Genomic DNA, 23,488 nt, shown 5'->3' with positions numbered 1-23,488 from the left:
GCACCGAACGACCGGGTCACACCGGCGCGACGGCGGCAACGTGAGGGAGTTCATCGCCCGGCGGGCCGGGAAAACCTCGTCGCTGCGCCGGTCCGTGCGTCGTACGCTGCGCTGATGTTGCTGCGCATGTCGACCCTGCTGCTCCGGACCCTGCGCGAGGATCCGGCGGACGCGGAGGTGCCGAGCCACCGGCTCCTGCTGCGCGCGGGCTACGTCCGCCGCGCCGCACCGGGCGGCTACACCTGGCTGCCGCTGGGCAAGCTGGTGCTCGACCGGGTCACCGAGATCGTCCGGCAGGAGATGGCCGCGATCGGCGACCAGGAGGTGCACTTCCCGGCGCTGCTGCCGGCCGAGCCCTACCGCACCAGCGGCCGGTGGACCGAGTACGGCGACGACATCTTCACCCTGGCCGACCGCAAGGGCGCCGAGCACCTGCTGGCCCCGACCCACGAGGAGATGGCCGCGCTGCTGGTGAAGGAGGTCTTCACCTCGTACCGGGACTTCCCGGTGACGCTCTTCCAGGTGCAGACGAAGTTCCGCGACGAGGCCCGCCCCCGCGCCGGGCTGCTGCGGGGCCGCGAGTTCCTGATGAAGGACGCGTACTCGTTCGACCTGGACGACGCGGGCCTGGTCGAGGCGTACCAGCGGCACCGCGCCGCGTACCGGCGGATCTTCGACCGGTTGGGGCTGGACTACGCGGTGGTGCACGCCGTGTCCGGGGCGATGGGCGGGTCGGCGTCGGAGGAGTTCCTGGCCGACACGGCGGTCGGCGAGGACACCTTCGTCGGCTGCACCGCCTGCGACTACGCGGCGAACACCGAGGCGGTCGTCACCCCGGCCCCGCCCGCCGGCGACCCGTCGGCGCAGCCGCCGTCGGTGGTGCACGACACCCCGGAGACGCCGACCATCGCCGCCCTGGTGGAGCTGGCCAACGCCCGCCGGCTCGCCGACCGCGCCGACTGGACCGCCGCCGACACCCTGAAGAACGTGGTGCTGGCCGTCCGCCGGCCGGGCACGGAGACCGCCGAGCCGCTGGTGATCGGGCTGCCGGGCGACCGCGAGGTGGACCTGAAGCGGGTCGGGGCGGCGCTCGCCCCGGCCGGCGTGGCGGTCTTCGACGACCTCGCCGCGCACCCGGAGCTGGTGCGCGGGTATATCGGCCCGCAGGTCCTGGCCAAGCTGGGCATCCGGTACCTGGTCGACCCCCGGGTGGCCGTCGGCACCGCCTGGCTGACCGGGGCGAACGAGCCGGGCCGGCACGCCACCGACGTGGTCTGCGGCCGGGACTTCACCCCGGACGGCACGATCGAGGCGGCCGAGGTGCGCCCCGGTGACCCCTGCCCGGCCTGCGCCGACGGCACGGTGACCATGCGGCGCGGCATCGAGATCGGGCACATCTTCCAGCTCGGTCGCCGCTACACCGACGCCTTCGCCGTCGACGTGCTCGGCCCGGCCGGCAAGCCGGTGCGCCCCACCATGGGCTGCTACGGCATCGGGGTGTCCCGGGCGGTCGCCGCGATCGCCGAGCAGCACCACGACGACCGGGGCCTGGTCTGGCCGGCGGCGGTCGCGCCGTGCGACGTACACCTGGTGGCGGCGGGGAAGGGGCCGCAGCTCGACGCGGCCCTCGACCTCGGCGGACGCCTCGCCGCCGCCGGCCTGCGGGTGCTGGTCGACGACCGCACGCACGTCTCGGCGGGGGTGAAGTTCACCGACGCGGAGCTGATCGGCATTCCCCGCGCCGTCGTGGTCGGCCGCCGCCTCGCCGACGGATACGTCGAGCTGCGCGACCGGGCCACCGGCGAGCGGGTCGAGCTGCCGGTGGACGAGGTGGTCGACCGGCTGGTCGACGAGACGTCGCAGGGAGCGGAAGCGGGCATGCTCACAGAAAGGGTGTAGCGAACGCCGCACAGGGTACCAGTTACCAATCGGCACGGTTATGCATTCGGAGGCTTCTCATGACCGGTTACCGCGTCAGCGACGTGATGACCAAGCAGGTCGTCTACCTGTCCACGGACACCACGCTGGACGAGGCGGCGAGGGTGATGAAGGAAGCGGACATCGGCGACGTGGTGGTCACCGACGGGGCCAGCCTCGCCGGCATGTTGACCGACCGCGACATCGTGGTCCGCGCGGTGGCGGAGCGCAGCGATCCGGCCACCACCACCATCGGCTCGATCATCACCCGTGAGGTGGTGATGATCGAGCAGCACTCCACCGCCGGTGAGGCGGCGGCGCTGATGCGGGAGCGCGGCATCCGCCGCGTCCTCGTCTGTGACAGCGATCGCAAGCTCGTCGGCATCGTCTCCCTCGGCGACCTGGCCATGCAGCTCGACCCCAACTCGGCCCTCAGCGACATCAGCGAGCAAGCCCCGACGGCCTGACGAGCCGACCCCGCCGTCCGCGCGCCTCCGCGCCGACGGCGGGGTCGCCCGGACGGCGGTAACCTGACCGGATGCCCGAGATGCCGACCAAGCTGGCCGAGATCGTCGACGAGTTCGCCACGGCACCGCGCGACGTGGTGCTGGAGATGCTCCTCGAGTACGCCGACGTCATCCCCGCGCTGCCGGCGGAGCTGACCGACCGGGCGGGCATGGAGCAGGTGCCCGAGTGCCAGTCCCCGCTCTTCCTGCGCGCCGAGGTGGCCCCGGACCGGACGGTGACCGCCTGGTTCGACTGCCCGCCGGAGGCGGCCACCACCCGGGCCTTCGCCGGCATCCTCGCCGAGGGCCTAACCGGGGCGAGCGTCGAGCAGGTGCTGGCCGTGCCGGACGACCTCTACCAGCGGCTGGGGCTGACCCAGGTGGTCAGCCCGCTGCGGGTCCGGGGCGGCACGGCGGTCCTGACCCGGCTGAAGCGCCAGGTCCGCGAGCAGACGGGCTGACCGCTGCGGCGCCGCGTCCCCGCGCCGCGCCGCGTTTCCATGGCGCGCGCCCTTCGGGGGAACAGCCGAGCCCGCCGGCGGGTTGACCCCGGTCATGGAGATCGAAATCTACGCCGACGTGGTCTGTCCCTGGTGCTACATCGGCAAGCGCCGCCTGGAGCAGGCCCTGGAGTCGTACGACGGTGAGGTGACGATCCGGTACCGGCCGTTCCAGCTCGACCCGTCGCCGGTGTCGACCCCGCAGCCACTCATCGACGGGCTGGCCGCGAAGTTCGGCGACCGGGCCCGCGCCGAGCAGATGCTCGCCCAGGTGACCCAGGTCGCGGCGGGCGCGGGGCTGCGGCTGGACTTCGACCGGGCGGTCACCGCCAACACCTTCGACGCCCACCGCCTGGTCCGGTACGCCACCGGGCGGGGCCGCGCCGCCGAGGCCGTGGACGCCCTCTACCGGGCCTACTTCACGGACGGCGTGGACGTCGGGTCGCGTCCGGCGCTGGCCCGGATCGCCGCCGAGGTGGGCCTCGACGAGAACGATGTGCGGACCTTCCTCGACTCCGACGCCGACGTTGCGGAGCTCACCGCCGAACTGGCCGCCGCCCGGAGTCTCGGCGTCACCAGCGTCCCGACCTTCGTGCTGGCCGGCAAGTACGCCGTCACCGGGGCGCAGGAGCCGCAGACCCTGCTGGCCGCACTCTCCGAGGTGGAGCAGCGCGAGGCGGCCACCCGCTGACATCGACTGCCGTGATGTTTCACGTGCAACGACATCCGCGCTGATCGATCGCTAGACGGCCCTGGCCAGGCCCTCCAGCACCTGCGCACCGGGCAGCGCGCCGAGCGCCGGGCCGGGAAGGGCGATCTTGCTGTGCCGCACGCCCGATCCGACGATCACGTGCGGAGCGGCGATCACCCGTGCGTCGACCAGGATGGGCCACTCCTCCGGCAACCCGATCGGGGTGATCCCGCCGTACTCCATGCCGGTCGCCTCGACCGCGTCGGCCATCGGGGCGAAGCTCGCCTTGCGCAGGCCGAGCGTCCGGCGGGCCACCCCGTTGACGTCGACCCGGGTCGTGGCGAGCACGACGCAGGCCGCGTACCGGAGCACGCCCTCGCGCTTGCCGGCGACCACCACGCAGTTCGCCGACACGTCGAGCCCCACCTCGTACGCGGCGCAGAAGGCGGCGGTGTCCGCGAGGTCCGCGTCGATCGGCGCGACCAGCACGTCGTCGACGTCCACCGGCGCGTCGGCGGCCCACTGCCCGATCGCCGCGGCCACCGGCGAAGCCAGCAGGTCGGGGCGGCTGCGGGCGGGCTCGGTCTTCAGCGTTCCCATCACGGCTGCGATCCTCGCACCCCCGGACGAAGCCCGCCCGCCGGGCCACCACCTGCCGCCGGGTGCCGTGCCCGTCAGGCCGGGCGGCCGTCAACCGTTGGCGACGAAGGGGTTCTCGCGGACGAAGGACCGGTCCTGCGCGGCGGCGGCCTCCTGGCCGCGCAGCAGCCCGGGACGGCGGGTCTCCAGGTCCTCCAGGGCGTGCCGGACGGCGAGCCGGATCACCCCGTAGAGGAACACGAACCCGCAGACGTAGAGGATCACGGTGGCGACAAGAACCAACATGGCGTCACGGTAGGCGGACGCCCGACCGGTGAACTTCTCATCTTCCGCCGGTTCCCCCGTACGTGTCCGGCCCAGGTCACCGGCCCGCAATTCCGGCCGCGCGGGAGGCGCTCAGCCCGCGGTCGCCGGCTCGGTCGGTCGCCGCGTGAAGAAGCGGACGATGTCGTCGGCGGCGGTGGGGGAGAGCATCATCGCCTGGACCCGCGCGGACATCTCGGCGATCGGGTGGATCCTGGCGAACATCGCCTCCTCGTACGCCAGGATCGCCGAGTCGGGGTCGGCGGGATCGGCGGCGATAGCGGCGGCGAGTTCGGCGGCGTCGAGCATGGCCTGGTTGGCGCCCTCGCCGACCGGCGGCATGAGGTGCGCGGCGTCGCCGAGCAGGGTGATGCCCGGCCGGTGGGCCCAGCGGGTGCCGCGGGGCATCGCCTCGATCCGGCGCGGGACCGGCGCGCCGTCGCCGGCTTCGACGAGGGCGGTGAGGCCGGGATCCCAGCCCTCGAACATCTCCAGCAGAGCACCCTTGCTGCGCAAGGTGTCGAGGTCGCGCTCCTCCGCGCGCAGCGAGACCCCGACCTGCAGGCTGCCGTCGCCGAGGCGTTGCGCCGCCAGGACCTGGTCCACGCCCACGCACCACAGGTTGCCGGGGCCGACCAGCTCGGCGAGCGCCGGGTGGCGCCGGTCGACGTCGTCGATCCTCAGCTGCACCAACGTGGCGACGTAGGAGAGTTTCGCGTCGGTCAGCAGCGGTCGGACGACCGAGCGCGCGCCGTCCGCGCCGACGAGGACGTCGCAGTCGACGTGGTGGCCGCCGTCGAACGTCAGCCGAAAGCCCCCGCCGGGTCGTGGCGTCGCCGCGACGAGCCGGTGCTGCCACGCCACCGTGTCGCCGGGGAGCGAGTCGAGCAACAGATCCCGCAGTACGCGCCGGTCGATCTCCGGGCGTCCGGCGAACGAGCCGGGTCGTGGCTTGTGGTGCACGAGGGTGCGTCCGGCCGGGTCGAGGATGCGATGCTCCTCGCCCTCCGGCCGCGCCTCGGAGCGGAACCGGGCGGTCAGCCCCGCCTCGGCCAGGGCCCGCTGCCCGGACTCCGGGTGCAGGTCGAGCATTCCGCCCTGCGACCGCGCCGATCGGCTCGCCTCGCGTTCGTAGACCACCGCGTCGACGCCGTGCCGGCGCAGGATCCGGGCCAGGGTCAGGCCGCCGAGGCCGCCACCGGCGATCGCCATTCGCATCGTCAACTCCCTTAACGTACGCTGTATCTTATGGATACGCCGTACGGTAGCGCGCCGCTGCCCGTCTGGGAACGGCCCGAGCCTCAGCCGCGAGCGGCCCCGGTGCCGCTGAGCCGGGCGAAGATCGCCGACGCCGCGATCCGGCTCGCCGACGCCCACGGCCTCGACGGGCTCTCCGTGCGCAAGATCGCCAAGGAGCTCGGCGTCGGCCCGATGCGGCTCTACGACTACGTGGCCAACAGATCCGAACTGCTCGACCTGATGGTCGACGCCGTCTATGCCCGGATCGCCGAGGCCGACCAGCACCCCGAGTGGCGCGACACGGTCCTGGCCATCGTCCACCGGACCCGCGCCGCCGCCCTCGACCACGAATGGTTCGCCGACCTGCTCGGCGCGCGGCCGCACCTCGGGCCGCACGCGCTCGCGGTGGGCGAGTCGACCGCGGCGGCGCTCAGCCAGGCCCCCGGCGTGCGGAGCCTCGACGACCTCCAGCGGGCCACGGGAGCCCTCAACGCCTTCCTCGTCGGAGCGCTCCGCAGGGAGGTCACCGAGCGACGCACCGCCCGTGCCACCGGCACCGACGTGACCGCCTGGCAGGCCGCCCTCGGGCCCTACCTGAACCGCATGCTCGCCACCGGCCGCTACCCCACCATCGCCCGGCTCGTCGTCGACGGCGCCCACCTCGACGCCGAGGAGACCTTCCGCCACAACCTGACTACCGTCCTGGACGGCATCACCGGCCACCCCCACCCCTGACCTGCTGCCCGCCTGACTGTGCGGCTGGCCGGCCAGCGATCGGCCGACGTCACGTCGTTGCCGCCACGTCCGCCGACCTGCGGCCTTCTTCCCGCCGCCCAGGCAGGGTGGTCAAGAGTGGTCAAGGGAAGACGCCGCCCGGGCACGGCGATTCCGGCTGTCCGATCGAGGCGTATCGGCAGCGGGAAGGTGGTGGCCCGTGGATCCTTTGGAGCTGATGTCGTAAGTGCATCACCGTGAAAGACCCCGATCGAGCGCGCTGATGTCGTAGGTGACTCAGCTCCAAAGGGCCCGCAGTAGCGCAACGCTCAGCTCCAGAACAGCCGCAGTAATCCACCGTCGACGAAGGCAGGGCGCCCGCCGTAGCCCGCGCCGAGGCAGACCGGCGGGCAGCCCGGCAGGCACGGTCGATAGGCACGCAGGCACGGTCGATAGCCACGCAGGCCCGCTCGGATAGGGCCGTACTCCCCCCGCCGTCCGGGGTCAGGGCCGGGGCCGGGGCAGCGGGACGACCCGGCCGGCGAGGAGGACCCCCACCGTGGCCAGGCCGGCGGCCAGCGCGAGCGTCGTGGCGTAGCCGGCCCGGCTCGGAGCCGCTCCTGCGGCCAGCACCGCGCCGGTCAGCGCCAGTACGGTCGCCGCGAAGAGGGAGTCGCCCAGTTGCAGCGAGGAGCTGTTGCGGCCCTGCTCGCCCGGGGCCGACAACTCCAGGGTGAGCACCGACAGCGACGGGTAGAGCAACCCCATCCCGAGCCCGGCGACCGCCCAGCCGAGCACGCCGACGGCCAGCGGCACCCGGGGCCACACGGCGAGCGTCACCGTCGCGGTCCCGACGGCGATGCAGACCAGGCCGGCGCGCACGAGGGTGGCCGGCGAGCCCGTCAGGGACAGCCGGACGGCCCGCCGTCCGCCCACCGGGACGGTCCCCGGGGCGGGCAGCCGGCCCTGGAACCAGGACCCGGCCGACCAGGAGAGCGCCCCGACGGTCAGCACCAGGCCCGCCCCGGTCGCCGACAGCCCACGCTCGCGGGAGAGCATCAGCGGGATCACCACCTCCGCGCCGGCGAAGGCGGCGGAGGCCAGCCCGCGCAGCCCGACCACGGTCGGCAGTCCCCGGCCGGCGCGCAGGAAGCCGGCCGGCAGCAGGCGTGGGGCACAGCTGAGCAGGCCGGCGATCCCGGCCCCCACGAGGCCGAGCGCGAGAGCGCCGCGCTGCTGCCCCCCGTAGTGCAGCAGTGCGGCGCTCACCCCCGCCCCGCAGGCCCAACCGATCCGGGCGGCCGCGTGCGCCGCCGGTCGGACGGCCGACGGCGCGATCCCCCGCAGCCCCGGCTGGATCAGCAGCGCCGCCGGCACCGCCACCACCGGCACCGCCAGGAAGACCCAGCGCCAGCCGAGGTGCTCGACGATCAGCCCGGCCAGCGCCGGGCCGACCAGCGAGGGTACGACCCAGGCCGCCGCGAACGCGGCGAAGATCCGCCGGTGCAGCGCCTCCGGGTAGACCCGTCCGACCACCACGTAGAGCGCCACCATCAGCAGGCCGGAGCCGAACCCCTGCACCGCCCGCCCCACCACGAGCACCCCCATGGTGGAGGCGGTGCCCGCCAGCAGCAGCCCGGCGACGAACCAGCCGACGCCGTGCCACACCGGTGCCCGGGGTCCCCGCGCGTCGCACCAGATCCCCGACACCACCATCGCCACCACGCCGGAGGCGAAGGGGCCACCGAACGCAAGCCCGTACAGCGACAGGCCGTCGAGGCTCTGGGCGACCGTGGGCATGGCGGTGCCGACGGCCAGCGACTCGAACGCGAGCAGCGACACCAGGGCCACCATGCCCACCGTCATGGCCCGCAGGTGCGGGGAGAGCAACCGCTCGGCGGCGACCGGGGGCCGCCGGGCCGCCAACATCAGTGGTACGCGCGACATGCGGCCAGCGTCCGCCGTGAACCCTGCTTCAGGTCAAGCCCGGACCCGAAACTTTCCCGCCCGGCAGGGGCATGACCCCCGCGCGGATGGGAAGCCAGCCCGCCGGGACCGAGTGCGGGAGGCGCGATGGGCGACGGCGGGGGCAACGACGGCACCGGCCGTCCCGGTCGGCGTCGCGGCCGTACCCCCCGATGACGTCGCTGGGCCGGATGGCCGGCCGCCTCCTGCCGGCGCTGCCGGCACCCCACCTGGTGGAGGAGGCGTCCCGGGCCGTGCCCCACCTGGTCGGGGAGGCGACGCGTACCGCCGGCACCGCCGCGACCCGGCTGGCCCGGCTGGCCGGGCTGACCCGGCGGCGGGTCTGGTCACGCCCCGGGCGGCACCACATCGAGGTGCACGGCGTCAGCCAGGACGGCGGCGACACGCTGGCGCGGCAGGTGGAGTGGACGTTGGAGCGGCTGCCCGGGGTGGCCTGGGCCCGGGTGAACGCGCCGTCGGGCCGGGTGGTGGTGGCGGTCGAGGAGCCGGAGCCGCAGCTGCGCGACCTGATCGCCACGGTCGCCCGGTGCGAGCGCAACTGCGAGCACGAGCCGGACCCGGAGGTCCCGCCGCCGCACCCGCCGGAGGAGGGGCCGCGCACCCCACGGACCCTCGGCGCGCTGGCCTCCGACGCGCTCGGCCTGGGCATCCTGGCGGCCACCCGGATCCTGCCGCTCGCCCCGGTCCCCGCCGAGGTGGCCGGGTTCCTCGCCGCCGTCGACCTGCACCCGAGGCTGCACGCCCTGATCAGCCGGAAGGTGCGCGCCGACCCCCGCGCCGACGTGATCTTCCCGCTGGCCGAGGCGGTCGTGCAGGGCCTCAGCGGCGGTTGGATACCGATCCTGTTGGACGGCGCCCAACGGGTCGTGCAGTGGGGCGAGGCGCACGCCCAGCTCGCGGCCTGGTCGAGGGCGGAGCCTTGGCTCACCGGCGATCCGGACCGGGCCGTGGCCCGGGTGCCCCGGGCGGAACGCCCGAACCCGAAGCCCGACGGCCCCGCCGAACGCTTCACCGCCCGGATGTTGGCGGCGGGCGCGGCGGCCGGCGCGGCGGCGATTCCGGTGGTCGGCCCGAAACGGGCGGCGGCGCTCGGGCTCTCCAGCCTGCCCAAGGCCCCGGGCAGCGGCCGCGAGGGGTACGCGGCCCAACTGGGCCGGATGCTCGCCCGGCGCGGCGTCATCGCCATGGACCGCAGCGTGCTGCGGGAGCTGGACCGGATCGACACGGTGGTGCTGGACGCGGCGGTGCTCGGCTCGGGCCGGGGGGTGCTGGCCGACCTGGCCCCGCTCGCCGGGGCCGACACCACGGCGGTGGCGACCCGCGCGTTCGCGCTGTTCGACCCGGCCGCCCCCGCCGGGCTGCGGCGGGCGGACGGCTGGCGGCTCGGCCCGCTGGACGAGATCGACGCCACCGACCCGGGCGACACCGACGACAGCCGCCGGTTGCGCGGCACCGGCGGGGCCCTGCTCGGCCTCGCCGAGACCGACCGGCTGGTGGCCCTGCTGCGGGTGGATCCGGAGCCCGCCCCCGGCGTGGACGCCCTGCCCGGCGCCGCCCGCCGGGCCGGCCTGCGCCTGGTGGTCGCCGGCGACGACGACGACGGCCGGTACGACTTCGCCGACGCCGTACGGCCCGGCGGCGGCGAGCTCACCGAGACGGTACGCGGGCTGCAACGCGAAGGCGCGGTGGTGCTGCTGCTCTCCGCCGACCGGACGGCGCTCGGTGCCGCCGACTGCGGCCTGGGCCTCTCCGGCCCGGACGATCTGCCGCCCTGGGGCGCGCACCTGCTGATCGGCACCGATCTGCGCAGCGCCGCGTTGATCATCGAGGCGGCCGGGGTGGCCCGCCGGATGACGGCACAGAACATCCGACTGTCGGCGGCCGGCACCGGCCTGGCCGCGCTCGGCGCGCTCACCGCCGACCCCCGCCTGTTGCCGCGCCGGTCGCTGGCGGCGGTGAACGGGGCCGCCGTCCTGGCCTTCGCGCACGGCATGTGGCGGGCGGGCCGGTTGCCGGACCACGCCGACGGGCCGGTGACGCCGGTGACGCCGTGGCACCTGATGCCGGTCGACGCGGTGCTGCGCCGGCTGAACACCGACGCCGACGGCCTCAGCTCGGCCGAGGCGCAGCGCCGCCACGGCGACGGATCGCCGGACCCGCCGGGCGGGACGTCCGGGCTGCTGCACGCCTTCGTCGACGAGTTGGCCAACCCGCTCACGCCGGTGCTGGCCGCCGGCGCGGTGCTCTCCGCGAGCTTCGGCTCGCTGGTCGACGCGGCCCTCGTCGGCGGGATCGTCGGCGGGTCCGCCCTGGTCGGGGCGGTGCACCAGCGCAACACCGACCGCTCCCTGGCCGACCTGCTGTCCCGCTCGGCGGTCACCGCCCGGACCCGACGCGACGGCGCGGAGCGGATGGTGGCCGCCGAGGACCTGGTCTGCGGCGACGTGGTCGTGCTCGGCCCCGGCGACGCCGTGCCGGCGGACTGCCGGGTGCTGTCCAGCGCCGGGTTGGAGGCGGACGAGTCGTCGCTGACCGGCGAGTCGCTGCCGGTGGGCAAGACCGCCGCCCCGGTGATCGCCGCCTCCGTCGCGGAGCGGCGCTGCATGGTGTACGAGAGCACCACGGTCGCCACCGGGCACGGCGTCGCCGTCGTGGTGGCCACCGGAGCGGGCACCGAGGCGGGGCGGAGCCTGGCGCTGGCCCGGCAACCGTCCCCGGCCAACGGGGTGGAGGCCCGGCTCAGCCGGTTGACCGCCCTGGCGGTTCCGGTCGCCGCCGGGTCGGCCGTGGCGGTGGCCGGGGCGGGGCTGCTGCGCGGCGTACCCCTGGCGGAGACGGCGGCGACCGCCGCGAACCTGGCCGTGGCGTCGGTGCCGGAGGGGCTGCCGTTCCTGGTCAGCGCCGCCCAGCTCGCCGCGGCCCGGCGGCTGGCCGAGCACGGCGCGCTGGTCCGCAACCCGCGCACCATCGAGGCGCTGGGCCGCGTCGACGTGCTCTGCTTCGACAAGACCGGCACCCTCACCGAGGGCCGGCTGCTGCTGGCCGGCGTCGGCGACGGCACCCGGTACGCCCCGCCGGAGCGGCTGGAAGGCCCGCTGCGGCTGGCCCTGGCCGCCGCGCTGCGGGCCACCCCGGGCGGCGACCCGGACGACCTGCCGCAGCAGACCGACCGGGCGGTCCGCCGGGGCGCCGAGGTGGCCGGGGTCGACGAGCGGGCCGGCGCGGAGGGTTGGCGGGCGGTCGGTGGGCTGCCGTTCGAGCCGTCCCGGGGCTACCTCGCCACCGTCGGCAGGACCGGTGCCGGCCTGCTGCTCAGCGTCAAGGGCGCGCCGGAGACCGTGCTGCCCCGGTGCGCCGCCCGGCGCGGTGGCGACGGCGGCGACCGGCCGCTGGACGACGCCGGACGCGCCGAGCTGCATCGGCTGCTCGCCGACCGGGCCGGGGCCGGGCACCGCATCCTGGCCGTCGCCGAGCGGCCGGCGCCGGCCGAGACGGTGACCGACGACGAGGTGGACGGCCTGGTCTTCGTCGGTTTCCTGGCCCTCGCCGACGGGGTACGCCGCTCCGCCGCGCCCGCCGTGCGGCGCATCCGGCAGGCCGGCGTGCACACCATCATGATCACCGGCGACCATCCGGCGACGGCGGCGGCGATCGCCGCGACCATCAGCCCCGACGACGGCGAGCAGCGGGTGGTGACCGCCACCGAGCTGGACCGGCTCGACGACGCGGCGCTCGCCGAGCGGCTCGCCCGCACCGACGTGGTGGCCCGCTGCACCCCGGCGCACAAGGTCCGGATCATCCAGGCGTTGCAGGCGTGCGGGCGGACCGTGGCGATGACCGGGGACGGCGCCAACGACGCGCCCGCGATCCGGCTCGCCGACGTCGGCATCGCCCTCGGTCGACGGGGCACCCCGGCCGCCCGCGCCGCCGCCGACCTGGTCGTCACCGACGACCGGCTGGAGACGATCATCGCCACCCTGGTCGAGGGGCGGGCCATGTGGTCGTCGGTGCGCCACGCGCTGAGCATCCTGGTCGGCGGCAACCTCGGGGAGATCGCGTTCAGTGTGCTCAGCGCGGCCAGCACGGGCCGTTCCGCACTCAACGCGCGGCAACTGCTCCTGGTCAACCTGCTCACCGACCTGGTGCCGGCGCTGGCCATCGCGGTCCGGCCACCCGCCGCCGACCACGCCGCCGACCTGCTGCGGGAGGGCCCCGACAGCTCGCTCGGCGAGACCCTGAACCGGGAGATCGCGCTGCGGGCGGCGTCAACCACGCTGGGCGCGACGGTGGGTTGGACGCTCGCCCGGTACACCGGGCGGCGACGCCGGGCCGGGACGGTCGCGCTCGCCTCGCTGGTCGGCACCCAACTCGGGCAGACCGTGCTGGCCGGTGGGACCAGCCCGACCGTGCTGGCCTCGACGGCCGCCTCCGTGGGCGCGCTGGTCCTGGTGGTGCAGACCCCGGGCGTCAGCCACTTCTTCGGCTGCACCCCGCTCGGGCCGGTCGGCTGGGGCATCGCCGTCGGCTCGGCCATCGGCGCCACCGCCGCCAACGGCGCCCTGAGCCGGGTCCTGGACGGCACCCCGCAGCCGCCGGTCGACCCGGCCGCCGAGGCCCCCACCGGCGCGGCTCCCGAGGACCCCGCCGGCCCAGCCGCCGAGGCCGCCGCCGGCCCGCCCGCCGAGGCCGCCCGCTGAGGCGCCGCATGGGCCCGCCGGCTCGGGGTACGGCTTGGTGCGGAGGTGGAGAATGATGACGCAACGACCGGAGGTCACCTTCGTCGGCACCGCCACGACGGTGCTGCGGATCGGCGGGTTCACCCTGCTCACCGACCCCAACTTCCTGCATCGCGGGCAGCGGGCGTACCTGGGCAGGGGGCTGTGGTCGCGGCGGCGCACCGACCCGGCGCTGGAGATCGCCCAGCTTCCGCAGCTCGACGCGGTCATCCTGTCCCACCTGCACGGCGACCACTTCGACCGGGTGGCCCGCCGGGAACTCGACCGGGAAGTGCCGATCCTCACCACCCCCGCCGCCGGGCGCAAGCTGCGCCGCTGGGGGTTCCGGGCCGCCGAAGGGCTGCCCACCTGGCGTACCCACGAGCTGCGCCGCGGCGACGAGACCCTGCGGCTGACCGCGCTGCCCGGCAAGCACGGGCCCGGCGCCCTCGACCTGGTCCTGCCCGACGTGATGGGCACGATGATCGACCTGGAGCAGGGCGGCGTCCGGTCGTTCCGGCTCTACGTCACCGGCGACACCCTCAACAAGCCGCTGCTGGCCGAGATCCCCCGCCGGTACCCGGACATCGACGCCATGCTGATCCACCTCGGCGGCACCCGGATCGCCGGGATCCTGCTCACCATGGACGCCCGGCAGGGCGCCGACCTCACCGAGCTGATCCGACCCCGGCTGACCGTGCCGATCCACTACGACGACTACCCGGTGTTCCGCTCGCCCCTGGCCGACTTCCTCGCCGAGGCCCGCCGCCGCGGCCTGGGCGACCGGATCAGGCCCGTCCACCGGGGCGAGACCGTCCCCCTGACCCCCTGACCCGCCGGCGCGCGCCCCGGGGCCGGTCGGGCGCGCACCCGGCGGCGGCCGGCCCGGCGGCTCAGTCGTGTCCGCGCCAGGTCGCGGCGGCCCGGCCCAGCCGGTCGTTGATCGCCCGCCCCACCCCGACGTCCGGGACCCGCTCGGCGACGATCTCGCCCACCCCGGCCGCGTCGAGCCGGTGCAGCGCGTCGAAGAGCCGGGCCGCCGCCGCCGTCAAGTCACCGGCGGGCGAGAGCACCTCCACCGCCGCCCAGTCGCCGCCCGCCGGGCGCTCCCGGAACGCCAGCAGCCCCCGTCGGCCGCCGCCGGCCGCCGGGCCCGCATGCTCCACCACCCGCAGCGGGGTACGCGGGGCGTAGTGCGCCGCCAGCGTGCCCGGTGCCACCGGCTGACCGGAACTGCCCGGCCGCACGGTCACCGGGCCGACCGCCTCGACCAGCGCCTCCACCGGCAGCGCGCCCAGGCGCAGCACCACCGGCCGTCCGCTCCGGGCGTCCACGATGGTCGACTCGATGCCGCACCGGGTCGGCCCACCGTCGAGCACCACGTCCACCGCCGCGCCGAGCCCGGCCACCACGTGCTCGGCCCGGGTGGGACTGAGCTGGCCGAACCGGTTGGCGCTCGGCGCGGCCACCGGCACCCCGGCAGCGGCGATCAACGCCCGCGCGGAGGGCTCGTCCGGCACCCGGACGGCCATCGTGGCCAGGCCGGAGGTCACGATCGCCGGGATGGTGACCGGCCGGTCCACGATCAGCGTCAGCGGCCCCGGCCAGAACCGCGCGGCCAGCGCGGCCACCGCCTCCGGCACCGGCCCCACCAGCGCAGTCAGGTCGGCCGCGTCGGCCAGGTGGGTGATCAGCGGGTCGAAGCTCGGCCGCTGCTTCGCCTCGAAGATCCGCGCCGCCGCGCGGGCGTCCAGGGCGTTCGCGCCCAGCCCGTAGACCGTCTCGGTGGGGAACGCCACCAGGCCCCCCGCCCGTAGGGCGGCGGCGGCCTCGGCGATGCCGCCCTCGGCGGGCAGGACACGTGGGGATCCGGTGCTCACGCACCGACGCTAACCGCCCGCACGGACGGCGCGGCCGGTGGGGACCCATCCGTGCGCCCCCTTCACCTCGCCGCGCGGGTGCGACAGGATGCGGGGATGCTGCGAACGCCACGTGCCCTGCTGCTCGACTTCGGTGGCGTCCTCGCCGACTCACCACCCCGGTCCCCCGCCCCACCCGAGCTGGTGGAACGCCTGGCCCGGCTCACCGACCTGCCCGCCGACCGGATCACCCGGGACCTGATCGACGGCGACCGGGCGTACGCGGCGTGGCGCGACGACGAGAGCGACCGGGAAGAGCCGGTCGAGCTGCCCCACGCGCAGGTCTGGGCCCGGTTCTTCACCGGCGGCTGGCCCCCGGCGGCGGCGGCGGCCGTCGCGCGGGAGGCCACCCCGCTGGCGTACGTCTGGACGTGGCGCGACGCCTGGGCGGTGCGCCCCGGCATCCCCGAGGCGTTGGCCGCCGCCGCGCGGGCCGGTCTCCCGCTGGCGGTCGTCAGCAACACCACCTGCGGCGCCGCCCACCGGGACTTCCTGGCCGCCGCCGACCTCGACGGGTTCTTCGCCGCGCAGCTCTACAGCGACGAGGCCGGGCCGCGTAAACCCAACCCGGAGCTGGCCCGCCGCGCCGCCCACGCCGTCGACGTGCCGACCGGCGAGTGCTGGTTCGTCGGCGACAGCCGGCACCGCGACGTGGCCTGCGCCCGCCGGGCCGGCATCGGGGCGGCGGTGCTGATGCGCTCGCCGCGCACCGACCGGGAACCCGCCGCGCCCGATCTCGAACCCGACGCCCTGGTCGAGGACGGCCACGGCCTGCTCACGCTGCTCCGGGACGCCGGCCTCGCCTGATCTCCCCGGCGGTCCCGGCGCCGCCGACCCGGCCGCGACGCTCGACGCCGCGGCTCCCCAGGTTGTGTCGGGCCGGTCAGCGGCGGGTGCGGGACCGGTTGACCGCCCAGACCCCACCGACGATCGCGGCCACCGTCGGCAGGAGGCAGAGCAGCATGACGACCAGGTGCCACGGCTTGATAGCTCCCATGGTCAGAGGGTAGGCGCGGCGACCCGGAACCGCTGTCCCGCCGCACGGCCCGGGGTCGACGCCCGCACCGGCGTCCGCCCAGGGGCCCGAGCCCGGCGCTCGGGCATTGCCGCGCCGGCGTGCCTGCTCGACGATGGGCGGATGAACGATGCCGTCGACCTCGCCGCCGCCCTGTCCACCTTCGCCGAGCCGTGGTCACCCCGCACGGTCGCCGTCCTCAACGACTACGACGTCCGCGTGGTCAAGACCAAGGGCGAGTTCACCCGACACAGCCATCCGGAGACCGACGAGTTCTTCCTCGTCCTGCGCGGATCACTGACCATCCGGATGGACGCCGGCGACGTCACCCTCGGCCCCGGGCAGTTGTACGTGGTGCCGCGCGGAGTGCCGCACCAGCCCGTCTCCGTCGAGGGCGCCGACGTCGTGCTGATCGAGCCCAGCACGACCGTCAACACCGGCGACACCCCGAGCGAGCTGACGGCCGAGCGCCGGCTGGCCTGAGAACCAGTCGTCGCCGTCTCGCCTCGCTGGGTACCGTGTCGAAATGCCGACGGACGAACACCAAACGAAGCCGGCCCCGCACTCGCAGTTCCCGCGCAGCCGGGTGGCCGGCCGCGGGCGTGCCTGGTACCGAGGTGACTGCCACGTGCACTCGGCACGCTCGAACGGCGGGGAACTGACCCCGGAGCAGCTCGCGGCCGCCGCCCGCGACGTCGGGTTGGACTTCATCGCCATCACCGAGCACAACACGGCCGACACCCATGGCGCCTGGGGACCGTTCGCCGGTGACGACCTGCTGGTGATCCTCGGGCAGGAGGTCGTCACCCGCACGGGGCACTGGCTGGCGCTCGGCCTCGCGGCGACCGACGTGGTCGACTGGCGGTACGGCGTGCGGGATGACGCGATCGGCCGGCATCTGGACCAGGTGCACCGAGCCGGTGGGCTCTGCGTCGCGGCTCATCCGCACGCGCCGTATCCCGCCGGTGTCTTCTCGTACCCGTTCCAGGGGTTCGATGTGGTGGAGGTGTGGAACGGGCTGTGGAGCTCCGACCGGCCGTGGAACGCCGACAACGAGGCGGCGCTGGCCGAATGGGGACGCGGCCTGGCGGCCGACATCCACAACGGCCGCTGGCGACCGGCGATCGGCAACAGCGACGCGCACGTGGCCGGCCAGCTCGGCGTCCCACAGACGGTGGTCTTGGCCGAGGAGTTGAGCAGGGACGCGGTCCTCGACGGCATCCGCGCCGGTCGGGTCTGGATCGCCGAGTCGGCCACGATCGAACTACTGCTCACGGTCTCCGCCGGTGGGCGGAGCGCCGGGACTGGCGAGCGGTTGGCGACCCACGGCGAGCCGACGGTCGTACGCGCGGAGGTGCGCGGTGTGCCGGCCGGCAGGGTCAGCTTCCACACCGATCGGGGCAGGGTGCACAGCGAATCGCTGCCCGCCGACGGGGCCGGGGCCGTGCAGTGGCAGACCGACGCGGCGGAGTCGGCGTTCGTCCGCATCGAGGTACGCCACCACGGAGGGCAGATGGCGGCGCTCACCAACCCCGTCATCCTGGCCTGAGCGTCATCGGAGCAGTCGCTGCCCTGCTGGTCACCAGGGGATGACACCGTCGTCGTTGACGAACGACCCGGTCGGCCCGCCGTCGGGGAGCGTGGCGAGCCGGATCGCGGTCGCGGCGGCCTCCTGCGGAGGCCGGCCCTGGAGTCCGGTGAAGTCGGTCGCGACCAGGCCCGGGCAGACGGCGTTGATGAGGATGCCCGTCCCGGCGAGCTGCCGCGCGTAGTGCACGGTGACGGCGTTGAGGTACGACTTCGTCGGCGAGTAGGCCGCCATGATCGGGCCGACGTCGATGTTCGGGTCCGACTGCCAGGTCATCGAGCCCACGCTGCTGGAGATGTTGACGATGCGCGGGGCGGCCGAGCGCCGCAACAGCGGCAGCATCGCGTTGGTCACCCGGATCACGCCGTAGACGTTGGTCTCCACGACCGCGCGGACGACGTCGAGGTCCAGCGCGGTCGGGTCCTGCGCCCAGCCCGGCCCAGTCTCCCCCGAGATCCCGGCGTTGTTGACGAGGACGTCCAGGCGCCCGCCCTGCCGTTCGATCAGCTCTGCGGCCTCGGCGACGCTCCGGTCGCTGGTGACGTCCAGTGGGACCGCGTACGCGTCCACGCCGGCGGCGTGCAGCATCTTCACGGCCGCCTCGCCCCGGGCCTTGTCGCGGGCCCCCACCGCCACGCGGTGACCCCGCGCGCCCAGCCCCGCCGCGATCTCGTATCCAAGTCCCTTGTTCGCGCCGGTCACCAGCGCGGTCTTCGTGTCGCTCATGACGCCGATGGTGGCTCGTCGGGCAGCGGTCTCCTTACACCGTTCAGGTCCGCTGTCATACCCGACCGGTATCACCGCAGTATCGTGGCCCGATGGACACCCTGGAGACCCGCGAGCTCAGATACTTCGTCACGGTCGCCGAGGAACTGCACTTCAGCCGGGCGGCCGAGCGGCTCGGCATCGCCCAACCGCCCCTGTCCCGAGCGATTCAGCAGCTCGAACGGCGCCTCGGTGTCACCCTGCTCGAACGCAACCGCCGCAGCGTCGCCCTCACCGACGCGGGCCAGGTGCTGCTGGACGAGGCCCGCGCCATCCTCGACGCCACCGCCGCGGCCACCCGCCGCACCCGACGCGCCGCGTCCGCCCCGAACCGGCTGTCGCTGGCGACGAAGGCCGGCGCGAATCACGAGTTGTTGCGGAAGCTCCTCGACGCCCACACCGCTGAGCCCGACGCGGCCGAGATCGAGGTGCTGCTCTGCGGCATGGGCGACCAGGCGCGGATGCTGCGCGACGGCCGCGCCGACGTGGCCTTCATGCAGCGGCCCTTCGACGCCCTCGCCGGGTTCGACACCGAGGACCTGCTGACCGAGCAACAGGTCGCCATCCTGCCCGCCGGGCATCCGCTCGCCACGCGTACGTCGCTGACCATGGCTGACCTCGGCGGCGTGGCGGACCTGCCGGTCGCCCGCTGGCCCCGCCAGGACGGCACGTACGAGCCGGGGCCGGGCCCCGAGATCCACGACCAGTCGCAGTTGGCGCAGTTGATCGCCCTCGGGCACACCATGGCCGTCCTCTGCGCCTCGTCCCGGTCGTGGCTGTGGAGCGCGCACGCCGCCGTCCCGTTGACCGACGCGCCGTACGTCACCACCGTTCTCGCCTGGCCCCCGCAGAGCCGCTCCCGGGCCGTCGCCGGGCTCGTCCGCACGGCAGCCCGGCTGCGATGAGTCCCTCGACGCCGGTGCCGTCGAGGCGGCCCCGCTGCGCCCCGGAGATCTTCGGGAATACGCCCGCGTCGGCTGGGTCTACGCCCACCGGCTTGGTGACTACGGGTGCTGCCCCTCCTCCGCGCCGGGTTTCCCGCCGAGGGACTCCTGATAGCTCTCCGCGTGGGTGCGCGAGTCCTTGACCAGGTCGTCGCAGAACGCGGCGACGTCGGGGCCGATGAGTTCCGAGACCCCCTTGCCGGCCGCGACGCCCTCCTCGAAGAAGTCGACGATCCCGGGGAGCAGAGGCCCGTCGGCCAGGCCGACCGGCCCGACCTTGAACAGGTACCTCTGCATCTCCTTGTAGACGATCTGGTAGTCCGGCGGGAGCGCCTTGACCCGAGCCAGGTGCGCCCGCCACTGCTTCTTGCCCTCGATGATGTCCTGGATGCCCACGTCAGCCTCCTAGCCGGCCCAGTTTCCTTGCCACGTTTCGGTTCAACTGCTCGCGCCACCGGTCCCGATAGGTCCGGGCACCCTCGCCGCCGGCGAGCGCCGCGCAGAAGCCGGGGATGTCGTCGCCGAGCACCTCGCGGACGCTCAGCCCGTGTGCCGACGCCTCTTCGAGCAGCCCCAGCGCGGCGTCGAGGATCGGCAGCAGGCCGCGACCGGTGAAGTCCCCGTACGGGAAGAGGTGGGTCTTGATCTGCCCCCACGCCGCCTGGTGGTCGGCCGGCAACGCCTGGGCCCGGGCTTCGAACGCCTTCCATTCCCTGGTGAGATCGCTGCCCGTGATCCGCTCCCAGAAGTTCATCGGCTGCCCTCCTTGAGCCTGTCGATGCGCGATGAGACGTACTGCCACTTCGCCCAGAACGTCGCGAGCTCCCTGCGCCCGGCGTCGTTCAGCGCGTAGAACTTGCGCGGCGGGCCGACCTCCGAGGGTCGTTTCGTGACCTGGACGAGGCCGTTGCGCTCCAGCCGCAGCAGGATGGTGTACACGGTTCCGTCGACGACGTCGGTGAAGCCGAGCTCGTTGAGCCGGCGCGTGATGGCGTACCCGTAGGTCTCCTCGCCGCGGATGATTTCGAGCACGCAGCCCTCGAGCGTGCCCTTCAGCATCTCCGTCAGGTCGTCCATCGCGGCCCCTCTCCGCTCCAGCTACCTCGTACCACTGGGTACCGCTATACCGTAACACTAGGTACCGGTACCTGGTGGTCCTCAGTCGATGCGCCGTGGCGAGGCACCGCCGGCTCCGCTGCATCGCGGGCTAATTCCGATGACGGCCCCCTTGGCGGGCAGCAAGAATGGCGCGTCGAAGGGGGTGCGACCGAAGGATGGCACGCACGGCTGGCACGGATCAACAGCATCGCCCCGTCGCCCTGGTGACCGGCGCCGGCCGCAGGGCTGGCATCGCGGCATCAGTGGTGCTGACGCTGGCACGGAGCGGATGGGACGTCGGCTTCACCTACTGGACCCCGTACGACGAGCGGATGCCCTGGGGAGCCGATCCCGACGCCGTGACGCAGCTGCGCAACCAGGCCGTCGAGCACGGGGCGAAGACCGCCGCCATCGAGGCGGACCTCGGGGATCCGCACGCGACGACCGGCATCTTCGACGCCGTGGAGCGAAAGTTGGGCGCGGTCGGCGCGCTCGTCCTCGCCCACTGCGAGAGCGTCAACTCGGGCCTGCTGGACACCAGCATCGAGAGCTTCGACCGTCACTTCGCGGTCAACACCCGGGCCAGCTGGCTCCTGATCCGCGAGTACGCCCAACGGTTCCAGGGGCCACCTGGCACCGGACGGATCGTCAGCCTGACCAGCGACGCCACCGTCGGCAACCTTCCCTACGGGGCCAGCAAGGGCGCTCTCGACCGGATCACCCTGGCGGCTGCTCAAGAGCTGGCCCACCTCGGCGTGACCGCCAACGCCATCGACCCGGGCCCAACCGATACCGGCTGGATGACCGCAGAGATCAAGGCTGCCGTCCTGCGGTCCACGCCGCTCGGTCGCCTCGGGCGCCCACAGGACTGCGCAAACCTCGTCGCGTTCCTGTGCTCACCCGACGGGGGCTGGATCAACGGCCAACTCCTACACAGCGACGGCGGCATTGCCTGACCGTGACTGCGGTAGGAGCTGGCGCAAGGATCACCAGTTGGGGCACTGCGACCGCCGCCCCCATGCTTGGGGCTTGCCGCTCCTCACCTACGGGCCATCGACCCAATCGGCTGGCATCTACGCAGCGCCGCGCTGTTGCTCATGACCCCGCAGTCTCCGCTCGTTCTCCACTCCCGGGGCACTCCTCGGGCGGGGCGTAGGCACGAATGGTGCCGTTGTGCCGCGCAACCCTTCCGCCAGCGGTGAGGGCTACGACGCGTTTGCAGACGGGGCACCGACCCCGCTGGTGCTGCGAGCGCTGAGCCACCTTGCCTCCTCGGGTAGGCCATTGCACCTCTTCAGTTCTACCCGCCACGTCCCGAGGTGCCGACCCACAGAACCGTTCTAGCACTGAGGTGCGCGGGGGCCGTCCGGTCGGTGTCGGGAGCTGCCCCGCGTGCGCCCAGTTGCGGCCGGCTGCGGCTGTCGACTGGGTGGCCGAAGCGGCAGCGTCCGAGGGCCCTGGTCGGCACGGTGCTACAGGCTGCCGGGGATCGAGCGGCGGAATCCAGGTGACGTGTGCCCGTTGATCTTCGGCGGGCAAAACGCCTGGTCAAAGGCGGTAAGGGTGGAGCCCAGGGGACTTGAACCCCTAACCCCTGCCTTGCAAAGGCAGTGCTCTGCCAGTTGAGCTAGGGCCCCGAGAGCGGCGAAGCCGCCGCGAGCTGGCCGTCGGAGGAACGCCTCAGCGCAGGTCGGTGGTGGCGGTGGTCGCCTCGTGCCACACGGCGCGATCGTGGTTCGAGGTCTTGATCTTCCTGGCCACCACGGCAGCCACTCCGACGACGCCGGCCAGGATCAAAAGCTTCTTGAACATGGGGATATCCCTCGCGCTCGACAGCCGTCGGAACGATGTGCGGTGGGGCTAGCTGGAATCGAACCAGCGACCTCAGAGTTATCAGCTCTGCGCTCTAACCGACTGAGCTATAGCCCCGCGTGGCGACGGCCAAGGTTAACGCATCCGCCCGGCGCCCCCCAAATCGGGGGTCACCGCCCGCCGCCTGCCCCGCCGCGCCCCTGAAACTACCCGGACGTACGACGCCGGGGCGACCGCTTTACGCGGCACGCCCCGGCGTCGGGTGGGTCAGTCGCGCTCGGCGAGCGTCAACTCGATCCCGCCGACCAGGTCGGCGCAGACGTTGTAGACGAACGCGCCGAGGGTGGCCAGCGCCGTGAACAGAACCACGTTGACCAGGCCGATCAACGCGGAGCTGAGGATCACGCCCTTGGCCGTGACCTGGAAGCTGCTGGTGCCGGCCTGCCCGCCGGCGCTCACCAGGTCGGCCAGGCTCTCGTTGACGCTCTGGAACACACCCATCGCGTCCAGCGCCAGGTAGAGCACCGAGGTGGCGACGACCACCACGATGAAGAGCACCACGGAGACGGCGAAGGCGAACTTCATCACCGACCACGGGTCGATCCGCTTGAGGTTCAGCCGGGCCCGGCGCGGCCCCCGCGAGGCGGCCGAGCTGACCGCGGTACGCGCCGCCCGTACCGCGTCACCGACCCGGGCGGCCCCGACGGCGGACGAGCCGGCCACCCCCGGCGGCAACCCACCGCCGTTGGCGGGCCGGTTTGTGCCCCCCGTACGCCCGCCGTCCGGCTGTGGCTTGGCCTTGCCGGTGCCCACTCGCGGGATGCTGCCGGTGGACGTGTTGCCGGCCGGCTGGCCGCTCCCCGTCCGGATCGGCTGGGTCGTCCCCGGGCGGGCGGCGTCACCCGCCCCCACGACGGGAGTCGTCACGGAGGTGGGTGGATCGATGTCGGATGTCTCCGGCCGATCACTCGTCCCCGAGTCGTCGCCGGGGGACTCCGGTGGCGGCGCCATGCCGGGGGCCCGGGTGAACTTCGGGGCAGGCGCGTCGGCGGGGACGGTTGCCCGGCCCACGGCCGCGCGGCCGGTCGCTGGTGCGCCGCTCTTCGCGGCGGCCTCCTCGTCGACCGGGTTGGCCGAGGTCCCCTTGTTCCCCGACTTCGCCTGTGTCTCCGTCAT

Annotated in this window: 23 protein-coding genes and 2 tRNA genes; 12 read left to right on the top strand and 13 right to left on the bottom strand. The window is 74.2% G+C overall.

Annotated elements, in window-relative coordinates:
• Window positions 1-114: 114 nt before the first annotated feature.
• The 4 genes from ACLQ2V_RS25460 (at window position 115) to ACLQ2V_RS25445 (ending at window position 3,614) form a co-directional block, all read left to right on the top strand.
• On the top strand, window positions 115-1,899 hold the full coding sequence (locus tag ACLQ2V_RS25460) for a proline--tRNA ligase (RefSeq protein ID WP_425721099.1): 1,785 nt from the start codon (window positions 115-117) through the stop codon (window positions 1,897-1,899).
• A gap of 59 nt (window positions 1,900-1,958) precedes the next feature.
• The gene (locus ACLQ2V_RS25455) at window positions 1,959-2,384 is read left to right on the top strand and encodes a CBS domain-containing protein (RefSeq protein ID WP_425721098.1); all 426 of its coding nucleotides are present in this window, start codon (window positions 1,959-1,961) and stop codon (window positions 2,382-2,384) included.
• 71 nt (window positions 2,385-2,455) lie between these two features.
• Window positions 2,456-2,884 carry a SufE family protein gene (locus ACLQ2V_RS25450; RefSeq protein ID WP_425721097.1) on the top strand — a complete coding sequence of 143 codons (429 nt, stop codon included), beginning with the start codon at window positions 2,456-2,458 and terminating at the stop codon, window positions 2,882-2,884.
• Between the two features lie 94 nt (window positions 2,885-2,978).
• Window positions 2,979-3,614 (top strand): DsbA family oxidoreductase, encoded by a 636-nt coding sequence (locus tag ACLQ2V_RS25445; protein WP_425721096.1) that lies wholly within the window; start codon window positions 2,979-2,981, stop codon window positions 3,612-3,614.
• Window positions 3,615-3,665: 51 nt separating this feature from the next.
• Here ACLQ2V_RS25445 and ACLQ2V_RS25440 read toward each other — a convergent pair whose 3' ends face one another.
• The 3 genes from ACLQ2V_RS25440 to ACLQ2V_RS25430 all read right to left on the bottom strand — a co-directional run bounded on the left by ACLQ2V_RS25440 (window position 3,666) and on the right by ACLQ2V_RS25430 (window position 5,735).
• A complete protein-coding gene (locus ACLQ2V_RS25440) occupies window positions 3,666-4,214 on the bottom strand; it encodes a YbaK/EbsC family protein (RefSeq protein WP_425721095.1) in 549 nt (182 codons plus the stop codon).
• 90 nt (window positions 4,215-4,304) lie between these two features.
• The gene (locus ACLQ2V_RS25435) at window positions 4,305-4,499 is read right to left on the bottom strand and encodes a hypothetical protein (RefSeq protein WP_425721094.1); all 195 of its coding nucleotides are present in this window, start codon (window positions 4,497-4,499) and stop codon (window positions 4,305-4,307) included.
• Window positions 4,500-4,610: 111 nt separating this feature from the next.
• Entirely contained in the window at window positions 4,611-5,735 is a 1,125-nt protein-coding gene (locus tag ACLQ2V_RS25430; protein WP_425721154.1) for an FAD-dependent oxidoreductase, read from the bottom strand.
• 30 nt (window positions 5,736-5,765) lie between these two features.
• Between ACLQ2V_RS25430 and ACLQ2V_RS25425 the strand changes: the two genes are divergently transcribed.
• Complete coding sequence (locus ACLQ2V_RS25425) at window positions 5,766-6,491, top strand: TetR/AcrR family transcriptional regulator (protein ID WP_425721093.1); 726 nt, start codon at window positions 5,766-5,768, stop codon at window positions 6,489-6,491.
• Window positions 6,492-6,974: 483 nt separating this feature from the next.
• On the opposite strand, the gene ACLQ2V_RS25420 is transcribed toward ACLQ2V_RS25425, so the two are convergent.
• Window positions 6,975-8,417 carry an MFS transporter gene (locus tag ACLQ2V_RS25420; RefSeq protein ID WP_425721092.1) on the bottom strand — a complete coding sequence of 481 codons (1,443 nt, stop codon included), beginning with the start codon at window positions 8,415-8,417 and terminating at the stop codon, window positions 6,975-6,977.
• A 191-nt stretch (window positions 8,418-8,608) separates the two neighbouring features.
• Here ACLQ2V_RS25420 and ACLQ2V_RS25415 point away from each other — a divergent pair, with 191 nt between their 5' ends.
• Together ACLQ2V_RS25415 and ACLQ2V_RS25410 are read left to right on the top strand one after the other, a co-directional pair.
• The gene (locus ACLQ2V_RS25415; RefSeq protein ID WP_425721091.1) at window positions 8,609-13,153 is read left to right on the top strand and encodes an HAD-IC family P-type ATPase; all 4,545 of its coding nucleotides are present in this window, start codon (window positions 8,609-8,611) and stop codon (window positions 13,151-13,153) included.
• A 55-nt stretch (window positions 13,154-13,208) separates the two neighbouring features.
• A complete protein-coding gene (locus tag ACLQ2V_RS25410) occupies window positions 13,209-14,003 on the top strand; it encodes an MBL fold metallo-hydrolase (protein ID WP_425721090.1) in 795 nt (264 codons plus the stop codon).
• 61 nt (window positions 14,004-14,064) lie between these two features.
• On the opposite strand, the gene ACLQ2V_RS25405 is transcribed toward ACLQ2V_RS25410, so the two are convergent.
• The gene (locus ACLQ2V_RS25405; RefSeq protein WP_425721153.1) at window positions 14,065-15,027 is read right to left on the bottom strand and encodes an L-threonylcarbamoyladenylate synthase; all 963 of its coding nucleotides are present in this window, start codon (window positions 15,025-15,027) and stop codon (window positions 14,065-14,067) included.
• A gap of 120 nt (window positions 15,028-15,147) precedes the next feature.
• On the opposite strand from ACLQ2V_RS25405, the gene ACLQ2V_RS25400 reads away from it, so the two are divergent.
• From ACLQ2V_RS25400 to ACLQ2V_RS25390, 3 genes are all read left to right on the top strand, one after another.
• Window positions 15,148-15,897, top strand: coding sequence for an HAD family hydrolase (locus ACLQ2V_RS25400; protein ID WP_425721089.1), 750 nt, complete (start codon window positions 15,148-15,150; stop codon window positions 15,895-15,897).
• A 331-nt stretch (window positions 15,898-16,228) separates the two neighbouring features.
• Window positions 16,229-16,588, top strand: a complete 360-nt coding sequence (locus ACLQ2V_RS25395; RefSeq protein WP_425721088.1) for a cupin domain-containing protein — start codon at window positions 16,229-16,231, stop codon at window positions 16,586-16,588.
• A gap of 43 nt (window positions 16,589-16,631) precedes the next feature.
• Window positions 16,632-17,654 (top strand): CehA/McbA family metallohydrolase, encoded by a 1,023-nt coding sequence (locus ACLQ2V_RS25390; protein WP_425721087.1) that lies wholly within the window; start codon window positions 16,632-16,634, stop codon window positions 17,652-17,654.
• A 30-nt stretch (window positions 17,655-17,684) separates the two neighbouring features.
• Here ACLQ2V_RS25390 and ACLQ2V_RS25385 read toward each other — a convergent pair whose 3' ends face one another.
• On the bottom strand, window positions 17,685-18,419 hold the full coding sequence (locus ACLQ2V_RS25385) for an SDR family oxidoreductase (protein ID WP_425721086.1): 735 nt from the start codon (window positions 18,417-18,419) through the stop codon (window positions 17,685-17,687).
• 101 nt (window positions 18,420-18,520) lie between these two features.
• Between ACLQ2V_RS25385 and ACLQ2V_RS25380 the strand changes: the two genes are divergently transcribed.
• Window positions 18,521-19,363, top strand: a complete 843-nt coding sequence (locus ACLQ2V_RS25380; protein ID WP_425721152.1) for a LysR family transcriptional regulator — start codon at window positions 18,521-18,523, stop codon at window positions 19,361-19,363.
• Between the two features lie 99 nt (window positions 19,364-19,462).
• Here the strand turns inward: ACLQ2V_RS25380 and ACLQ2V_RS25375 are convergent, their stop codons facing one another.
• From ACLQ2V_RS25375 to ACLQ2V_RS25365, 3 genes are read right to left on the bottom strand one after another with little or no spacing between them, the layout of a single operon-like run.
• On the bottom strand, window positions 19,463-19,798 hold the full coding sequence (locus ACLQ2V_RS25375; RefSeq protein WP_425721085.1) for a DUF1048 domain-containing protein: 336 nt from the start codon (window positions 19,796-19,798) through the stop codon (window positions 19,463-19,465).
• Window position 19,799: 1 nt separating this feature from the next.
• On the bottom strand, window positions 19,800-20,156 hold the full coding sequence (locus tag ACLQ2V_RS25370; protein WP_425721084.1) for a DUF1048 domain-containing protein: 357 nt from the start codon (window positions 20,154-20,156) through the stop codon (window positions 19,800-19,802).
• Window positions 20,153-20,479, bottom strand: coding sequence for a PadR family transcriptional regulator (locus tag ACLQ2V_RS25365; RefSeq protein WP_425721083.1), 327 nt, complete (start codon window positions 20,477-20,479; stop codon window positions 20,153-20,155). The genes ACLQ2V_RS25370 and ACLQ2V_RS25365 overlap by 4 nt, the downstream gene beginning before the upstream one ends.
• A gap of 245 nt (window positions 20,480-20,724) precedes the next feature.
• Here ACLQ2V_RS25365 and ACLQ2V_RS25360 point away from each other — a divergent pair, with 245 nt between their 5' ends.
• Entirely contained in the window at window positions 20,725-21,456 is a 732-nt protein-coding gene (locus tag ACLQ2V_RS25360) for an SDR family oxidoreductase (protein WP_425721082.1), read from the top strand.
• A gap of 608 nt (window positions 21,457-22,064) precedes the next feature.
• On the opposite strand, the gene ACLQ2V_RS25355 is transcribed toward ACLQ2V_RS25360, so the two are convergent.
• The 4 genes from ACLQ2V_RS25355 to ACLQ2V_RS25340 all read right to left on the bottom strand — a co-directional run bounded on the left by ACLQ2V_RS25355 (window position 22,065) and on the right by ACLQ2V_RS25340 (window position 23,488).
• A tRNA-Ala gene (locus ACLQ2V_RS25355) sits at window positions 22,065-22,137 on the bottom strand.
• Between the two features lie 43 nt (window positions 22,138-22,180).
• The gene (locus tag ACLQ2V_RS25350) at window positions 22,181-22,312 is read right to left on the bottom strand and encodes a DLW-39 family protein (RefSeq protein ID WP_425721081.1); all 132 of its coding nucleotides are present in this window, start codon (window positions 22,310-22,312) and stop codon (window positions 22,181-22,183) included.
• A gap of 43 nt (window positions 22,313-22,355) precedes the next feature.
• A tRNA-Ile gene (locus tag ACLQ2V_RS25345) sits at window positions 22,356-22,429 on the bottom strand.
• A gap of 150 nt (window positions 22,430-22,579) precedes the next feature.
• A complete protein-coding gene (locus ACLQ2V_RS25340) occupies window positions 22,580-23,488 on the bottom strand; it encodes a DUF3566 domain-containing protein (protein ID WP_425721080.1) in 909 nt (302 codons plus the stop codon).

It is taken from the genome of Micromonospora sp. DT233 (assembly GCF_049841815.1).
Taxonomy (GTDB): Bacteria; Actinomycetota; Actinomycetes; order Mycobacteriales; family Micromonosporaceae; genus Micromonospora.
Note: the sequence above shows the minus strand (reverse complement) of the source record. Positions and strands in the feature narration are given on the sequence as shown.

Bases quoted from the DNA above. Each gene is read 5' to 3' on its own strand.
- ACLQ2V_RS25460 (WP_425721099.1), top strand. From the start codon at position 115: ATGTTGCTGCGCATGTCGACCCTGCTGCTCCGGACCCTGCGCGAGGAT.
- ACLQ2V_RS25455 (WP_425721098.1), top strand. From the start codon at position 1,959: ATGACCGGTTACCGCGTCAGCGACGTGATGACCAAGCAGGTCGTCTAC.
- ACLQ2V_RS25450 (WP_425721097.1), top strand. From the start codon at position 2,456: ATGCCCGAGATGCCGACCAAGCTGGCCGAGATCGTCGACGAGTTCGCC.
- ACLQ2V_RS25445 (WP_425721096.1), top strand. From the start codon at position 2,979: ATGGAGATCGAAATCTACGCCGACGTGGTCTGTCCCTGGTGCTACATC.
- ACLQ2V_RS25440 (WP_425721095.1), bottom strand. From the start codon at position 4,214: ATGGGAACGCTGAAGACCGAGCCCGCCCGCAGCCGCCCCGACCTGCTG.
- ACLQ2V_RS25435 (WP_425721094.1), bottom strand. From the start codon at position 4,499: ATGTTGGTTCTTGTCGCCACCGTGATCCTCTACGTCTGCGGGTTCGTG.
- ACLQ2V_RS25430 (WP_425721154.1), bottom strand. From the start codon at position 5,735: ATGCGAATGGCGATCGCCGGTGGCGGCCTCGGCGGCCTGACCCTGGCC.
- ACLQ2V_RS25425 (WP_425721093.1), top strand. From the start codon at position 5,766: ATGGATACGCCGTACGGTAGCGCGCCGCTGCCCGTCTGGGAACGGCCC.
- ACLQ2V_RS25420 (WP_425721092.1), bottom strand. From the start codon at position 8,417: ATGTCGCGCGTACCACTGATGTTGGCGGCCCGGCGGCCCCCGGTCGCC.
- ACLQ2V_RS25415 (WP_425721091.1), top strand. From the start codon at position 8,609: ATGACGTCGCTGGGCCGGATGGCCGGCCGCCTCCTGCCGGCGCTGCCG.
- ACLQ2V_RS25410 (WP_425721090.1), top strand. From the start codon at position 13,209: ATGACGCAACGACCGGAGGTCACCTTCGTCGGCACCGCCACGACGGTG.
- ACLQ2V_RS25400 (WP_425721089.1), top strand. From the start codon at position 15,148: ATGCTGCGAACGCCACGTGCCCTGCTGCTCGACTTCGGTGGCGTCCTC.
- ACLQ2V_RS25395 (WP_425721088.1), top strand. From the start codon at position 16,229: ATGAACGATGCCGTCGACCTCGCCGCCGCCCTGTCCACCTTCGCCGAG.
- ACLQ2V_RS25390 (WP_425721087.1), top strand. From the start codon at position 16,632: ATGCCGACGGACGAACACCAAACGAAGCCGGCCCCGCACTCGCAGTTC.
- ACLQ2V_RS25385 (WP_425721086.1), bottom strand. From the start codon at position 18,419: ATGAGCGACACGAAGACCGCGCTGGTGACCGGCGCGAACAAGGGACTT.
- ACLQ2V_RS25370 (WP_425721084.1), bottom strand. From the start codon at position 20,156: ATGAACTTCTGGGAGCGGATCACGGGCAGCGATCTCACCAGGGAATGG.
- ACLQ2V_RS25365 (WP_425721083.1), bottom strand. From the start codon at position 20,479: ATGGACGACCTGACGGAGATGCTGAAGGGCACGCTCGAGGGCTGCGTG.
- ACLQ2V_RS25350 (WP_425721081.1), bottom strand. From the start codon at position 22,312: ATGTTCAAGAAGCTTTTGATCCTGGCCGGCGTCGTCGGAGTGGCTGCC.
- ACLQ2V_RS25340 (WP_425721080.1), bottom strand. From the start codon at position 23,488: ATGACGGAGACACAGGCGAAGTCGGGGAACAAGGGGACCTCGGCCAAC.